Consider the following 16,893-nt stretch of genomic DNA (forward strand, 5'->3'; position numbering starts at 1 on the left):
TTATAACCCATAAAAAAAGACCTATTTATTGTAGGTCTTTTTTTTATAGGTTAAAGCAGGTCTCAATTTCATTTGGTATCTAGCGTTATTGAGATCAAATGTTGATAGCAATAATGCTAGATAGTTATCATATCTCAGCAGGCTTGGACATATCGATATCTTTGCTAGATATTTGCTTATAAGTAATATCCAAAATCTCTTGGCACCATTCTGGCAAGTCGTCAGCGACTTCATACCACATCCACGTACCGTCGCGAACACAGCTTAAAATACCGAGTTTCTTTAAATGGTTCAAATGACGCGATATCGTTGGCTGTGGTTGATCTAGTATTTCTACCAACTCACCAACACAGCGCGATTCTTTGTTAAATAGAATTTGAAATATTTTTAAGCGCGTCGGGTCAGATAAGACTTTAAATAACTCGATAGGTCGTATCGTAAAATTATTATCAGACATAGAACAATTCCAATTGGGCTTTGTTAATAGGGGTTCAATATAACAGCAGTTATCTACAAAATCGATTAAAAAATGGGCTAAATTACAGTTCGTCGTTAATTTACTACCTTTCATCATATTCGGTTACACGCACGCTTATATTCACTTACATCAATTAACTGTGTGCAATATAACTCTACTTTGATGACTGGACTTTTATACCAATAATATATCAAATGCTATTGCAAATGATAATAGTTATCGTTATTATACATCAAGCTATAAAAATGACCGTGAATATCAAGACAGACACTCTACTCACCATTTTTATCATCAATGCACTAAATTTATGAGCAATAAAAGCAGTTACCGAATAGCGGTATTCAGAGGAGCCAGACCATGTACGTATGCATCTGTAATGACGTAAAAGAAAAGCAAATAAAAGCAGCCATTGCTTCAGGTATTGATACCCTTGACGGTCTAAAAGATACCCTAGATGTTGCGACTTGCTGTGGCTGCTGCGAACCGATGGTTAACGATTACTTAGATGAGCATCATGCTAGACTCGATGTCTTGGCTTACGCTGTTTAAACGTTATCAAACCAGAGATTTACTACCCAGCTGTTCATCACCTCACTACACCAATATCACTAGTACGCCTCGATACCACATACATTCAATATTCTGCACTTATCCTTTGGCCATTATACATAAAGGGTAAGTTGCGAGCATCCGTATAACTTTACTCATACACCTACTTCAATGATATTGAGCATCATTAGCAGCCATCGTTGTGATAAACCAGTGGTTACTAAAGCTAGCTAATTATGATTCTCAATTAGCATCTTATTCTTAGTTCATAACATTACAAGCTGTATAGAGCCTATATGCTACTATATCTGTCTCACGTTGTAAGACGTTTTGTTGATTTTGATCTTTACTGATCAGTTTACCAATAGTACTATCCTTATATGGGTAATTATGAATGTATGGTGATCTGTAAAATATAAATAGGGGAGTATAGGTTATGATAGGTAGCCCAAAAGTCATTGATTATTTGAATTTTTTGTTAGGCGGTGAGCTTGCTGCCCGTGACCAGTATTTTATTCACTCAGAAATGTATGCTGAGTGGCATTATGGTAAATTGTACGACCGTATCCATCATGAGATGGCAGATGAGACGCTACATGCCCAATCTATTATTCGCCGTATCCTAATGTTGAGCGGCACACCGAAAATGACGGTCAATGCCATCAATATCGGCGCGACAGTTCCTGAAATGCTGCAACTTGACCTTGAGCTAGAGTATCAAGTACAACAGCACTTAAAAGACGGTATTGCTCTTTGTGAAGCAGAGCGCGATTATGTCACGCGTGAGATGTTGGTAGAACAACTAAAAGACACTGAAGAAGATCATGCGCATTGGCTTGAGCAACAGTTGCGCTTAATTGAGATGATCAGTCTGCCCAATTATCTGCAAAGCCAAATGGCTGAAGTCACTCCCAATCTTGTTTAATGTCACGAAGATATGAACAATAACCATAGTATTTAGCATAAATAACGACATGAAAGGGAGAGAGATAATGAAAGGGGATAAAGAGGTTATTCGCGCTTTAAATAAAGTGCTCGGACAGTCATTGATTGCCATCAACCAGTACTTTTTACATGCGCGCATTGCGCGCCATTGGGGATTAGAAGCCCTTAATGAGAGTTTCTACAAACAATCCATCGCTGAGATGAAATGGTCTGATGAGCTGATTGCCCGAATTTTATTGCTAGGCGGTTTACCAAATTTGCAAGATTACGGCAAGATGTTCATCGGTGAAGATGTGCCAGAGATTATCGAATGCAATTTGCGCTTAGAAAAACAAAAGTTCGAGATCATTACCGATGCTATTACTCTATGTGAAACAAAGTCTGACTATGTGTCACGCCAGCTATTGGTGACGCTAAAAGATGGTAATGAAGAGTATCAAGACTGGTTAGAGACTCAAGAAGACTTGATCGAAAGCGTTGGGGTTGAGCGCTATATCCAATCACAAATGGATGATGACGCGCCTTAATGGTTCATTATTGATGCAATGAGCCGTACTGTGCTCTAAAAATGCCAGCGTGTCTTGTGGTTTATAATCACTTACATGTTGGCATTTTTATGTCTCATATTTGACAACGCGTGCTATCAGCACTGCTGACAAAAGCAACGCTTAATCAATATTTTTTCAAACTCTTTATTCAAAATCTAAATATCAGCGGCTCAGTATAAGCCGCGCCCATCTTCGGGCTTAAGTCGTAAGAAGTACAGCCCCGAGAGAATGGTCAAGACCCCAAGTATCCAATAGGTGGTTTGAAACGCTGTCAGCGTATCCATTTGTAGGCGCTCACGTAACAGCGTCAGTACCGCTGCCCCAAAAGCAATACCGAAACTAATCGCTAACTGCTGATTGACCGCCATCAAGCTATTGCCGCTACTGGTTTGAGCGCCTTCTAAATCACCGATAGTAATCGTATTCATCGCGCTGAATTGCATAGAATTACAAGCGCCCATTATGGTCAAAATAGGGATAAACCATAACCACTGTGAGGCATCGGTAAACTGTGCCAACACAATGATGAGAGTGCCCATCAAAAACGTGTTGAAGACCAGCACTTTGCGATAAGTATAACGCTGAATAATTTTACTGACCCAGGGTTTAATCCCGATAGCACCGACTGCGATGGGCGCGAGTAGCCAACCTGCCTGCGATGGTGAATATTCAAACACCACTTGCAGCAACAGCGGCAGCAAAAACGGTACAGCGCTAATACCTAAGCGCGTGAATAGGTTACCAGTGATGCCAATACGAAAGGTGCGAATGTCAAACAAACTCAAGGGGAACAACGGTGCTTGACGACGCTTGGCGTGCCAGATATAAGCGCCGATCAATAAACTGGCCACCAAACTAAGCAGCAACCCATAAAACCCTCGACCAGTCTGTGAGCCGAACTCTACAGCAAGCGTAAACCCACAAGCAGCGGCGGCAAACAATAAAAATCCTGTCCAATCAAGCCGCTTGGTATCCTCAAATAGTGCGGGAACCAGTTTTTTGCCCATGATAAAACCAAAAATGCCCATCGGTATATTGATCAAAAATATCCAATGCCAACTGGTATATTGTACGATATAGCCACCTAAGACCGGTCCTACTAGCGGTGCTACCAAAGCAGGAATTACCGCAAAGTTCATGACGGTCAGCAGCTTATTGCGTGGGTAGGATTTGACCAATATTAAGCGAGCCACAGGCGTCATCATCGCCCCGCCAATACCTTGTATAACCCGTGAACCAATCAAAAAATCCAACGTTGGTGACGCAGCACATAGTAGTGAGCCAATACAAAAGATAATAATCGCTGCCAAAAATACTCGGCGCGTGCCGTATTTATCCGCCAAAAAACCACTGATGGGAATAAATATGGCCAAAGTTAGCGCATAACTGATCACCGCCCACTGCATTTTTAATGGAGACTCACCCAGCGCCTGTGCCATCTGCGGTAATGAGGTATTTAGTATAGTGGCATCCAAAATTTGCATAAATAGCGCCACCGCTAGCACATAGGGCAAGTATTTATCTTGTGTCGGGGTTAGCGTTACCATGTAAATCTCATTAGATATCCCATCATAAAATGAACAAAATAGTCTATTGACGACTAATTCGCTATACCAACCGAGTAGTATAAGAAAGACTCAATCATAATAAAAGGGAATCAAAGTAACGGCTGGCGGTTGAGGTTATAAAATTCTGTGCTTAGAGGTAATAATATTAACACTGCTTACAAGAGAGGGCTTTAATATCAGGGTTGGTTATCGTTATAGTAAACCCTCGCTAACGACTTAAGCCAATAGATAAGCAATACAGCCAATCTCATCTCAATCATATGAGATGGAATTGACTACCGACGATATAAGTAGAAGCATCAACAATACGATAAAGATAAACTGAGGATATATTATGAGTCAGGAAAATAACAAAGCTTGCAATCATACCGATGGGCAAAACGATAAATATGTCCCGCCAAAGGTTTGGACGCAGGACAAAGAAAACGGTGGTAAGTTTGCCAGTATCAATCGCCCAACAGCGGGTGCGCGCTATGAGAAAGCGCTGCCAGTAGGCGATGCGCCATTACAGCTGTACTCATTGAATACGCCAAATGGCGTCAAGGTTAATATCCTGTTAGAAGAGCTTGCCGAGATTGGTGTTAAAGGTGCTGAATATGATGCCTATAAAATTGATATCTCTCAAGGAGAGCAGTTTGGTTCTGGCTTTGTAGCAATAAACCCTAACTCAAAAATTCCAGCCTTGGTTGATCATTCTGCCGATATAGCTGGCGAGCCGATAGCGCTTTTCGAGTCTGGTGCTATCTTGATGTATCTGGCAGAAAAATTTGACCAATTTATGCCTTTGTCACTTGGCAAAGCACGGGCAGAGTGTTTGTCTTGGGTCATGTGGCAGATGGGTAGTGCGCCTTTCTTAGGTGGCGGCTTCGGACATTTTTATGCTTATGCACCTGAACCGCTAGAGTACCCGATCAACCGCTATACCATGGAAACCAAACGCCAGCTCGATGTGCTGGATACCCATCTAAAAGACAGCACATATATGTGTGGCAACAACGAAGCCGATTATAATATTGCAGATATGATTATTTGGGCATGGTATGGACAATTGGTGCTTGGAAAGCTTTATGACGCTGCCGAATTCCTGCAAGTTGACGACTACAAGCATGTAAAGCGTTGGGCACAGGCAATTGCTGAACGTCCAGCCGTTAAGCGTGCCGTAGACTTGTCATTAAAGCCTATTGACTAAACCTATCGATAACATACGCATTAATAAAATCAAGGCTGATAGGCTATTTGCTTATCAGCCTTGATTTTATCCGACATCTTGCTATTCTATATTCATATATGGTTATATTAAAATAGAGATATACTTACCTGTTTACACAATGATACATTAGTACAACAGATAGAAACCTTAGTACGTTAAGATAGCTTGAGTGCCTCAAGCAGATAGCACCTTAATAAGCGGGTATTTGTACTGCTCATTTAATTGGCTCAATACCATTGGGATACCAGTAAGGCGAATAGAGCGACTTATAATAGACTGAGTAAGTCACACAGAATATTTGATTGAAATAAGATTGACTATATTGATGGATAATGATTATGAAGGATGATAACCGTAAACGGATCAACTTCTCACGACAGGCGATGGCTAGCGAATTAAAAGTTATTAATACTAAACTCAGCGCCATTCATAACGATCAACAGATAGATGCTAATCGATACTCAATATTGCAATACAAAGCCAACTTAACCACCCATCCTAAAAAAATAAAAAAGATACTCTTATTGATGATAAAAAATAAAATACGATTACCTATGTTTGCTGCTATCAGCGCAGCTTTATTTAGTACAGCGACGATGGCCAGCAATGGCGTTGAATTTACCAATCAAGACTGGCAAGTAGTCTGCGACAATACCCGTACGTGCCGGCTGGCAGGCTATCAAGCAGAAAACAATAGTGAATTTCCTATATCGGTATTGCTCATACGCCGTGCAGGCGCAAATGCTGGTGTGGATGGCAAGGTAAAGCTGGGCGGTGCTAAAGAAAGCTCATCTAAAGCCTTGATGCAACTTGGCAATCGTCATCGTATATCATTGTTCATCAATGGTAGAGACTATGGCGAAACCAAGCCGTTTTCAACTGCAGCAGGTAATGCTGATCTGACCCCAACACAAGTCACAGCGCTACTAGAAGCACTGACTAAGTCAAGCAAAATTGAGCTAGTGCTACGTAACTCACGCTGGCAACTCTCTGATAAAGGGGCTAGCGCCGTCATGCTCAAAGCAGATGAAGCCCAAGGTCGAGTAGGGACATCATCTGCCTTTATCAATACTGATGGTGCCGCCAAATCAAATAGCACTGTATTGTCACCCAAGTCCGCACCAAAACTGCACTTTGTGGCGCCCAATCCGAAAGCCGTCGCTAGTGACAATAGAAAGTTTGTGATGAAATCGTCGCAGCTAGCGGCGCTGATGAAAAGTACGATGAAAGATGCGGATAGTGACTGTCCCAATCTATCAGATAAATCACCATGGCGTGTGAGCCGACTGAATGGCTCACAGCTGTTGGCACAACACGATTGCTGGACAGGTGCTTATAATACTGGTGCAGGTATCTGGGTCATCAATGACAGTAAACCTTATAAACCGACATTGGTAACCACCAACGCCACTGGCTATGATAAGGGTAAAATCACTTCCGTACAAAAAGGTCGCGGCATTGGTGATTGTTTAACCAAGACTGATTGGGTATGGACAGGTAAGGCATTTGAAAAAAGCCATGAAAGTACCACAGGACTTTGCCGTATGATTGAAGCGGGCGGTGCGTGGCAGCTGCCGACGTATGTCACTGAAGTTAAAATGGTGCGATAGCCGCCAATAATACTGCTGATTGTCTTATTACTCAGCATATTGAATGCGTACATCTATAAGTAATTTTGCTTTATTTACCGAGAAATTTAATAAATAGCTACATATAATATTTTATTGTGCTATACTGCGTCGCCACGTTAGCTTAGGCTTTCGTGAATTATGAGATTGATAACATCGCCTGCGATTTTGGGTCTAGGATGACCATAAGTAATTGTTGCCGATGATTTTGTGTACTTGAATAACCTGTCATGAAAATAGCAGTTATTTTTGACTCATATCTTATCTACCGAACCATAAATGTGGTTTAAATTGGTTGTTATTCGCGATTATTTGCTTTGGACAAAGCATTAATAATACGCTTATATCAAACAAGGATGAGACACTCGGCACTACCACCAAAATACGTCAGACAGCACGAACGCATTTATTGTAGAGGCTCTAAGCTTTATTGGCTTGGCTTCTGATTATCGACACTTACATGTGGTCCGGTAATTCTTTAATAAAGGCAGCGTGGTGAACGGTTATCAGTGGTATGCATCAAGCTTGCTGAATTTACAGCAACTTATACTTACCAAGGATTCTCATGACTGATATTTTATCTGCAATCGCCGCTGAAAACGGCATCATCGAAAACACTGACACTCCAAATACTGATACTAATAATCAAGCGGCTACTACTGACGCGACTGATGAAGATCAAATTACCTTTGCTGAACTAGACATTGCCAAGCCGATTTTGACCGCGCTTGATCGCAGTGGTTATACCAATCCAACACCTATTCAAGCACAAGCGATTCCTTTTGCTCTAGCAGGTCGTGACTTACTATTGTCTGCGCAAACCGGTAGTGGTAAAACAGCGGCATTCGTTATCCCTGTACTTGACCGTTTAAGCCGTGCCACTAGCTTTGATAAACTAACTAAAGCCCTTATCTTAACGCCAACGCGTGAACTTGCTCAGCAAGTACATGATAGCGTACGTACTTATTCTAAAGATATGCGTGGTCTATTCTGCGTACCTTTAGTTGGCGGCGCACCATACAATGGTCAGATCACTGCGTTGAAAAAAGGCGTTCAAGTTATCGTTGCGACCCCAGGTCGTCTACTTGACCATATCAATGCTGGTCGTGTTGACTTATCAAGCCTAGAAATTTTGGTCCTTGATGAAGCTGACCGTATGCTAGACATGGGTTTTGCTGATGACATCAGTGACATCCTTCGTGCCGCACCAATTGATCGTCAAACGATCATGTGTTCTGCAACTTGGGATGGCCCAGTAGGTAAAATCGCTGCCAGCTTCACTAAGAACCCTGAGCGTGTATCAATCAAAGTAGAATCTGCACACATCGAAGAAAAAGTGTACTACTGTGATGATTTTGATCATAAAAACCGTTTGCTTGACAAAATCGTTTGCCAGCAAGATATGGAACAGATCATTATCTTTGCTGCTACCAAACGTAGCACTGAAAAACTGGCCAAACAGCTACAAGAAGCAGGTCATAAAGCCAGCTTCCTACATGGTGATTTGCCACAAAGCAAGCGTAACCGTATCGTTCAAGACTTGCGTAATGGTAAAGTTAAAATCCTAGTAGCGACTGACGTTGCTGCTCGTGGTCTAGATATCCCAGCTATCTCGCACGTTATTAACTATGATCTTCCACGTCAGACTGAAGATTACGTCCATCGTATCGGTCGTTGTGGTCGTGCTGGTCGTACTGGTATCGCTATCAGCTTATGTAGCATGGATGATCGTCCACAGCTAAACGCTATCAACCGTTATTTAGATCGCAAAATGGAAGTATGTATCATCGAAGGCATGGAGCCTAAGAAGACTTATGTACCTAGCGAAAATAAAGGTAATGGTCGTGGCCGTGGTCGCGGTCGTTCAAACGGCGGCGGTGGTAATGGTCAAGGCCGTGGTCGCGCGGGTGGTGGTTATCAAGGTAATCCTGCTAATGCTCGCGGTCGTTCAAGCGACAGCTCATCAACTGGTCAACGCGCTAGCAATGACAGCGGTTATCAAGGTAAGCCACGTGACACGTCAGGCAAGCCAAATGAGCGTTCAGGTGGCAAGCCGTATCAAGGCAAGCGCACTGGTGCTCCTAGCCGCGGCGATAGCACTGGCGTTCCACGTGGTGAGCGTGCTGCAACAGGTCGTGGTCGTCCAAGTGGCAGCCAAGGTCGCCCTGACAGCCGTGGTCAAGGTCGTCCAAACGGCGGCAACCGTGGTAACAACTCGTAATACTGTTATATTTGGTGATTAAAATTATTAATTACTTGATCGCCTAAAGATAGCACTAAAAAGCCAGATACTCGTTATCTGGCTTTTTAGTGTTTATTCGATCGCTGCTTGCGCGTTTTTTTCGCCTTGTCTATACTAACAAGCTTTTATTCATCGTGTGCTGCGGAGCTATTTGATGCCCGATATTTCTCATTTAACTATTGATAGCCTGCCATTGGCTTTTGGCATCATTATGGCCATTATCGGTTTGGTTTTTTATACCCAAGGATTACCCGGTAAATTCTGGCAGCGCTTTTATGCGGTATTGCCGGGTATTGTGCTGTGCTGCTTTATCCCTGCAACGCTTAATAGTTTAGGCGTCTTCGCTGACGGTATCGGCTCACAGATTTATGGCTTTACTGCCACGTATCTGTTGCCAGCAAGTTTGCTGTTAATGACCTTATCGATGGATGTACCGAAGATATTGGGGCTAGGCTGGAAAGCCATCGCCATGTTTTTTGCTGCTAGTATCGCGATTATTATTAGTGGTCCAATAAGCTTAGGTGTCGCTAAATGGATATCGCCTGAGATGTTTACTGATGACACGCTATGGCGTGGGTTTTCGGCGGTGGCGGGTAGCTGGATCGGCGGCGCGGCAAATCAAGCAGCGATGAAAGAGTTGTTTGGCGTCAGTGATGATTTATTTGGGATGATGATTTTGGTCGATACCACCAATGCTTCATTATGGTTATTGGCTATCTTGGTATTGGCGAAGCATAGCGATAAGATAGATAGGCTATTGAGGGCAGACACCAGTAGTATTGATAAAGTGATTAAGGCGGTTGAGAATTATGAGCGTGACAATGCTCGTCCAGCAACTTTAAATGACTTGATGGTGATGTTTGGCTTATGCTTTGCTATGGTGGGTGTCGCACACTTTGTTGGTGGGCAAATTGCAGGGTTTTTTGCGCCCTATAGCTGGGCAGTACAATATAGCTTTGCCAGCTCATTCTTTTGGATGGTTGTGATTATAACCTTGATAGGGGTTATTTTTTCCTTTACCAAGATTCGTAGGCTCGACCATGTGGGCGCTTCCAAAATTGGTACGGTATTTATCTTTATCTTAATTGCTGCCATTGGTATGCAAATCAATCTTGCGGGTATCGTTTCGCAATGGCGACTGCTCCTTATTGGTTTATTATGGATGAGCATTCACGTTGTCATTATCTTTGCTGTGGCTAGGATGATTCGTGCGCCGTTTTTCTTTTTGGCAGTCGGCTCCAATGCCAATACTGGCGGTGCCTCATCAGCACCCATTGTCGCAACAGCGTTTCACCCATCGCTTGCACCTGTGGGTGTGTTTTTGGGCATTCTGGGCTATGCGGTAGGCACTTTCGGTGGCTATATTAGTACCCAACTGATGCGCTTGGTAGTAGGGTGAGCGCGAATATAATGCTCAGCATTGACCAGTCATATATCTACAGAGAGAAAAACTTTCAATTTATACCAATTTAATAACAAAAAGCCGACTTCACCGTCGGCTTTTTGCTTGTAGTATCAATACATACCAAATTGAGCAAACACTCAAATTTGATATTAAATGTTTTTGACTCAAAACTATAAGGATAAAACAATGCAAGCAAACTACAACCCAAAAATCATTGCTGGTGCAACATTCCCCAATATCGAAGTACCCACTTATAATGGTGACATGACGCTATTAGGTAAGCCCGAAAATGGTCATGACTGGAAAATGGTGGTTGTTTACCGAGGTCAACACTGTCCCATTTGCACCAAATATCTCAATCAGTTAGAAACATTAAAATCAGCATTTAATGAAACGGGTGTCGACGTCATCGCTGTTTCAGGTGACAGCAAAGAGCAGGTAGAAAGTCATTTGGAAAAAATAAATGTAAGCTTTCCTATCGCCTATGATCTGACCGTTGAACAAATGAAAATGCTGGGTCTTTATATCTCCAACCCACGTTCAGAGAAAGAAACCGATCATCCATTTGCAGAGCCCGGCTTGTTTGTTATTAATACAGAAGGGGAGATTCAGATTGTAGATATCTCCAACGCTCCTTTTGCTAGACCTGAGCTGGAAGCCTTGGCAAATGGTCTAGCCTTTATCAGAAATCCAGAAAACAACTATCCTATTCGTGGTACACACGATTATGCTTAAGACTGTATTATTGACGACGGCATTTTTTCTTGATGTCAGACATTTAATACGCTTAAGTGTGGCTGTAAACTCAAAACTAAACTAATAAATAGTCAAAGACGTAAATTCATAGGGCAGTGCATCATAACCGATGCATTGTCTTTTTTATTGCAAACGCTCTTTATTGTTAACATTCTCTCCAAAAGCTGAAATCACAAGACTTATTCATACAGGTGTGCACTCACAGTCAAAAACTCTGCACTGTCAGTCAATTAATTTACCAAAAACCTCGCTATAGTAAAAAAGCTTCGTCATTAGGATAGATGACGACCAGACAAAGAATGAGTGTAATTGTGAAGTATTGACGGCCACATTGGGCGCTATATTTTACAGAGCCACTCATATCTTCTGATATAAATTTCTAGACAGGGAGTCTCACATGAGCAACGCTCACACTTCAATTGATCCTATTACTTTGTCCGTCGTACGTGGTGCCTTAGAAACGGCGCAGCGCGAGATGACGACAACCTTAGAAAAAACCGCACGCTCTAGCGTCTTTAACCTAGCTCATGATTATAGTAATGCCTTGTTTGATCATCTGCCTGAGATGATTTTGCAGGGTCAGGATATTCCTATTCATCTAGGCTCGCTCATGCCAGCCATGAAAGCCGTTGCCGAATATTATGGTGATGATATTCATGAAGGCGACGTTATTTATCACAATGATCCCGTGATGATGGGCAGTCATATCCTAGATTGCTGTATGTATAAGCCAGTGTTTTATAAAGGCGAGTTGGTGTTTTGGACAGTATGCAAAGGTCACGTCACTGATATCGGTGGTCCCGTGCCAGCAGGATATAATCCAGACGCTAAAGAGATATACGCCGAAGGGTTGCGCATTCCGCCTATTAAAATATGGGAAAAAGGCGTTCGACGTCGTGATGTCATTAATTTGATTCATAGTAATATGCGCTCTCGCCGTAACCAAGAAGGCGATCTTAATGCTCAATATGGGGCTTGTGCGGTTGGTGAGCGTAATATGATTGCGTTGCTAGACAAGTATGGGGTAGAGACCGTCCGTGCGGCGATCGAAGAGCTAAAGAATATGGCTGATACCCATATGCGCTCATTAATTTCATCTATTCCAGATGGCCAGTATCATGGTGAAGCGGTATTAGAAGATTCAGGTCATGGTTTGGGTGATTTGCCCATCAGCGCTGATATTGAGATTAAAAACAGCGATGTACATATCAAGATTACCAGTCCACCGCAAGTACCTTACTTCATTAACTCCTATGCAGGCAATTCGATGTCTGGTGTACTGCTAGGTCTGATGATGTTTGCCCAAGTAGACCCGCCGTACAACGAAGGTTTATACCGCTGTGTCACAGTAGACTTGGGTGAGCATGGCACGCTATGTAATGCCAAAGAGCCTGCCCCTCATGTCAACTGTACCACCACGCCGATGGAAACCTTGACCGATGCCGTGCGTATGGCATTTGAAGATGCCGCGCCAGATCGTGTGATTGCTTCTTGGGGTCATGCTTCTGGTATCAACATCTCAGGTATTGACCCAAAAACAGGGGAACAGTACGTCACTATGATTCTAGCTTCGATTATCTCTGGTGCTGGCGCGACTCAGCAAATGGACGGCTGGCATGCTTGCGGTCCTTTATGCTGCTTTGGCGCGTTAAGCTCTGGTGATATTGAACTATTAGAGTATCAGTATCCTATCTTAATTCATAAGTATGGCTTGGCAGAAGACAGTGGCGGCGCTGGTGAGTATCGTGGTGGTTGCGGCACCGTATGGGAAGTTGAGCCTTTAGGTCATGAGATGACAGTAGTGGCGTTTGGGGAAGGTCGTGAGCATCCGACAATGGGCGCTGCAGGTGCAGAACAAATCTCACCTGAGCTGAAATTAGGGCGCTTAGAGATTATCCATAAGGATGGCGTCACCGATCTGCACAAGCAAAATATAATGACTGAAATTCAACCAGGCGACCGTGCGCGTAATACCAATCCAGGCGGTGGCGGCTACGGCAGCTCGTTTGCACGGTCGGTACTCGCAGTATTAAAAGATGTAGAAGAAAGAATCATATCAGTAGCAGCGGCTAAGACTGAGTACGGGGTGGTTATTGATCCACAAACGCTCGCAGTCAATGAAGCAGAGACGGATGCTTTACGTCGTAAGCTGACAGCATAAAACCCAAAACTAACTGATGATATTAAATAATTTGAGTTAAGGATGACTTATGAAAAATGATTTCCGTATTGGAGTCGATGCTGGCGGGACGTTTACTGACTTTGTTTTGGCCGAAAGAAGTGGTTATGTTCATCTATTTAAAGCACCTTCTACCCCTGAGGATGGTACCTTAGCCATTGCCAACGGGTTACAGCAAATAGCCAGACAGTTTGACCGTCCTATTGAAGAGATTATTCAAGCCTGTGACCTATGTATCAATGGTACTACTGTTGCGCTAAACGCCCTGATTCAGATGAAAGGGGTAAAGGTTGGCCTGTTATGTACGGCAGGCCACGAGGACAGTATCGAGATACGCTTAGGGCATAAAGAAGAAGGGTATCGCTATGATGCTAGCTATCCGCCAGCACCGCAAATTGCTACCCGTGATCGTCGCTTCCCTATCCGTGGTCGTATCTTAGCTGATGGCACTGAACACGAGCCGCTAAATGAGCAAGATATCCTCGATGCGATTAAAGTGTTAAAGCAGCAAGACGTTCAGGCTGTTGCTATCTCCTTCGTCTGGTCTATTCGTAATACTCAGCATGAGCAGCGCGCCAAAGAGCTTGTTGAGCAGCATATGCCAGGGGTGTTCGTCTGCTGTGGTAGTGACGTATATCCACAGATTAAGGAATACACCCGTACCTCAACGACCCTAGTAAATGCTTATTTAAGCCCAGTTATGGCATCTTATGTCCATAAGATTGACGACTATTTTAAGGCGTTAGGCGCTGAGCAGCCCGTACGTTATTTCCAGTCTAATGGCGGGCTTGCAGTTGGTAGTATCATGCGAGAGCGTGCGGTAAATGCCATTAACTCGGGGCCAGCATCTGCACCACAAGCGGGTCTGTATATTGCCAGCCCTTTTGGAATTGACGATATTATCACGGTCGACATGGGCGGTACTTCTTTTGACATCACCATGGCGAAGGCAGGCAGAACCAGCCTCAACCGCGATATTGATTTCTTACGTAATCGTATTGGCGTACCTATGATTCATGTAGAGACATTAGGGGCGGGCGGTGGCTCTATTGGCCATGTTAATACCTTTGGTATGCTAGAGGTCGGCCCTCAGAGTGCTGGCGCGACTCCTGGACCGGCATGTTATGGTAAAGGTGGTGACTTGCCAACCGTCACAGATGCAAACTTAGTATTGGGTTATCTACAGCCGAATGCGGTGTTAGGTGGTAGTGTGACTTTAGACAAAGACAAAGCGGTACAAGCGGTGCAAACACACATCGCTGATCCGCTAAATATCGAGTTAGATCATGCCGCATTTGGTATCAGTACTATCGTTAACCAAAACATGTCTAATGCCATTCGCCGTATTACTATCGAAAAAGGCTATGACCCTCGGGATTTTGCGCTAGTCTGCGCAGGCGGAGCAGCTGGCATGCATATTATTGCTCTGGCTGAGGAGATGGGCATTGGAACTATTTTAATACCAAAAATCGCATCCTGTCTCTGTGCTTTTGGTCAGATTATCTCTGATATCAAGTATAACTACTTAGCGACACAAATGATGATTCTCGCACCAGATGTAGAATTGCAATCACTCAATGCTAAGCTACAAGAGCTTGAGGAGCAGGGTGTACAAAAACTGCTAGAAGATGGCTTTACAGATGAAGATATCACCATCGAACGTACCATGGAAATGCGCTATGTTGGTCAGGTGCATGAATGTAACGTGCTGATACCGAATGGTAAGCTCGATGCTGATAGCGTCAGCACCATTTTAGAATTGTTCCATCATCGCCATCGTGAACTTTATACTTATGATGAGCGTGATAGTCACGTCGAGCTGGTCAACATTGAGGTATCGGTAATTGGTAAAATAAGTAAGCCAAAACTACCGAGCCTTGTGCCGCAGGAAGGGGATATCAGTAATGCTAAAACGGGTAGCCGCGAGATGCTGTTTGATCAGTCCTATGACTGGATTGATACGCCTATCTATGACGGTGAGAAATTCGGTGCTGGTGCATTGGTCACAGGCCCTGCGCTTATCCAAGAGCCAACCACTACTGTGGTCATTAAAAATGGCTGGCAAGCAGAGCTGCATGAGACTGGCACTTATAAGCTGACTCGAGCAGCATAAAGCAAGTCTATAAAAGCAGGTTATAAAGAAAAACCAACTCAAGGCTTCAGGCATTAAGTACTCTTTAATGCCTGAAGCCTTTTTTATTTTATGATATAAAAGAGGATTATTGATGAATAACTGATAGGATATCAGTACAGTTGTATACCATATATTGAGTGTTCAAGGATGAATGCAAATCAAAAGCCAAATCGTTATCAAAATACTTCTCATAAAACCTTGCTAGCAGATAAGACAAAAGACATCGCTGCACATGATTTATCAATGAATAAAAATCTTCTAAGCTCCTCAGGGTTAGAGATGCCAGCAACGGAGCGCATGCAAACCTTAGGTGCCTTCGATTGGAAACATACCATCAACGAGACTTATTTTGATCTTGATGTGAGTTTCAGGCAACCGAATAAGTTTTCTGGTTTTTTGCAACATGCTAAGCTTATGGAGATAGGTGTTTCGCACTATCATGCTAATACTGTGCACTATAATCGCGGTAGACAGAGCTCCGGCTATAGTGATGACAGTATTTTAATTACTTTTCCTATGACAGGCGACGTTCGTTTTACCCAAAAAGGACGGCAGCTGACCTCTAAACCCGGTCAATTCTTTATTGAACTGTCCAGCTTACCTTATGAGTTTTATCATTTGCACGAAGCATCACTGTATGTCATCAAAGTGCCGCTCGCATTACTTACTGCGCAAATGGGCACCATAGAGCGACAGTTCGCACGCAGATTAACTATTGATGAAGGTGCTGGCAGGTTGCTAGTATTTCAAATTGGTCAAATACTGGCGCTTATTCATAACAATCAGCTGGGTGATTTAGAGATAAAAATATTAGAGCAGCAGCTGCTTAGTCTTATTGTATTGACATTAAGCGCCCCGAAAGAGGTGATGATGAGTACCAGATCCTCCATACAGTCGGTGCATCTAAAGCGCATCGAGCACTACGTCTATTTGCATCTAGAGAACCCTGATTTAACCCCAGCGATGGTCGCTGCTGCTTGTCATATCTCTGTCAGATACTTACACAAGCTGTTTTCCGAACTACCTTATACTTTTTCAGACTGGGTCAAAGAATTGCGTTTAAAGCAGGCCAATCATATTTTAAAAACCAAAAGCTATGTAACTATAGATGAGGTCGCTCATAGAGTAGGCTATACCGATCAAGGTTATTTTTCACGTATTTATAAGCAGCACTTCGGTTATTCGCCGCGAGATACACCAAGCACAGGATAGTCATTATTATGTACTCTGTTATGCAGTCGCTGTATGATT

General features: G+C 43.2%; 13 protein-coding genes. 11 read left to right on the top strand and 2 right to left on the bottom strand.

The window, feature by feature from the left end:
- Positions 1-127: 127 nt before the first annotated feature.
- Positions 128-457 (bottom strand): metalloregulator ArsR/SmtB family transcription factor, encoded by a 330-nt coding sequence (locus I3252_RS01020; RefSeq protein ID WP_045456178.1) that lies wholly within the window; start codon positions 455-457, stop codon positions 128-130.
- Positions 458-835: 378 nt separating this feature from the next.
- Here I3252_RS01020 and I3252_RS01025 point away from each other — a divergent pair, with 378 nt between their 5' ends.
- The 3 genes from I3252_RS01025 (at position 836) to bfr (I3252_RS01035) (ending at position 2,499) form a co-directional block, all read left to right on the top strand.
- Positions 836-1,027 (top strand): (2Fe-2S)-binding protein, encoded by a 192-nt coding sequence (locus I3252_RS01025; protein ID WP_045447323.1) that lies wholly within the window; start codon positions 836-838, stop codon positions 1,025-1,027.
- Between the two features lie 436 nt (positions 1,028-1,463).
- Positions 1,464-1,952: a bacterioferritin gene (gene bfr / locus I3252_RS01030; RefSeq protein ID WP_045447320.1), complete on the top strand. Its 489-nt coding sequence runs from the start codon at positions 1,464-1,466 to the stop codon at positions 1,950-1,952.
- Between the two features lie 67 nt (positions 1,953-2,019).
- Entirely contained in the window at positions 2,020-2,499 is a 480-nt protein-coding gene (gene bfr / locus I3252_RS01035; RefSeq protein ID WP_201553836.1) for a bacterioferritin, read from the top strand.
- Between the two features lie 191 nt (positions 2,500-2,690).
- Here bfr (I3252_RS01035) and I3252_RS01040 read toward each other — a convergent pair whose 3' ends face one another.
- Positions 2,691-4,067 (bottom strand): DHA2 family efflux MFS transporter permease subunit, encoded by a 1,377-nt coding sequence (locus I3252_RS01040; RefSeq protein ID WP_198329923.1) that lies wholly within the window; start codon positions 4,065-4,067, stop codon positions 2,691-2,693.
- A gap of 355 nt (positions 4,068-4,422) precedes the next feature.
- Between I3252_RS01040 and yghU the strand changes: the two genes are divergently transcribed.
- From yghU to I3252_RS01080, 8 genes are all read left to right on the top strand, one after another.
- Positions 4,423-5,277 (top strand): glutathione-dependent disulfide-bond oxidoreductase, encoded by an 855-nt coding sequence (gene yghU, locus I3252_RS01045; protein ID WP_045447313.1) that lies wholly within the window; start codon positions 4,423-4,425, stop codon positions 5,275-5,277.
- A gap of 359 nt (positions 5,278-5,636) precedes the next feature.
- Positions 5,637-6,908, top strand: a complete 1,272-nt coding sequence (locus tag I3252_RS01050; RefSeq protein WP_227697648.1) for a DUF1176 domain-containing protein — start codon at positions 5,637-5,639, stop codon at positions 6,906-6,908.
- Positions 6,909-7,491: 583 nt separating this feature from the next.
- Positions 7,492-9,147, top strand: coding sequence for a DEAD/DEAH box helicase (locus tag I3252_RS01055; protein WP_238033933.1), 1,656 nt, complete (start codon positions 7,492-7,494; stop codon positions 9,145-9,147).
- A 175-nt stretch (positions 9,148-9,322) separates the two neighbouring features.
- On the top strand, positions 9,323-10,567 hold the full coding sequence (locus I3252_RS01060; protein ID WP_201553838.1) for a DUF819 family protein: 1,245 nt from the start codon (positions 9,323-9,325) through the stop codon (positions 10,565-10,567).
- A gap of 192 nt (positions 10,568-10,759) precedes the next feature.
- Complete coding sequence (locus I3252_RS01065) at positions 10,760-11,308, top strand: peroxiredoxin-like family protein (RefSeq protein ID WP_201553839.1); 549 nt, start codon at positions 10,760-10,762, stop codon at positions 11,306-11,308.
- 418 nt (positions 11,309-11,726) lie between these two features.
- Positions 11,727-13,490, top strand: a complete 1,764-nt coding sequence (locus I3252_RS01070; protein ID WP_238033934.1) for a hydantoinase B/oxoprolinase family protein — start codon at positions 11,727-11,729, stop codon at positions 13,488-13,490.
- A 49-nt stretch (positions 13,491-13,539) separates the two neighbouring features.
- A complete protein-coding gene (locus I3252_RS01075) occupies positions 13,540-15,621 on the top strand; it encodes a hydantoinase/oxoprolinase family protein (protein WP_238033935.1) in 2,082 nt (693 codons plus the stop codon).
- Between the two features lie 168 nt (positions 15,622-15,789).
- The gene (locus tag I3252_RS01080; RefSeq protein WP_238033936.1) at positions 15,790-16,854 is read left to right on the top strand and encodes a helix-turn-helix domain-containing protein; all 1,065 of its coding nucleotides are present in this window, start codon (positions 15,790-15,792) and stop codon (positions 16,852-16,854) included.
- Positions 16,855-16,893: the final 39 nt, after the last annotated feature.

The organism is Psychrobacter sp. Ps4 (assembly GCF_022129285.1).
In the GTDB taxonomy this organism is placed as follows: domain Bacteria; phylum Pseudomonadota; class Gammaproteobacteria; order Pseudomonadales; family Moraxellaceae; genus Psychrobacter; species Psychrobacter immobilis_A.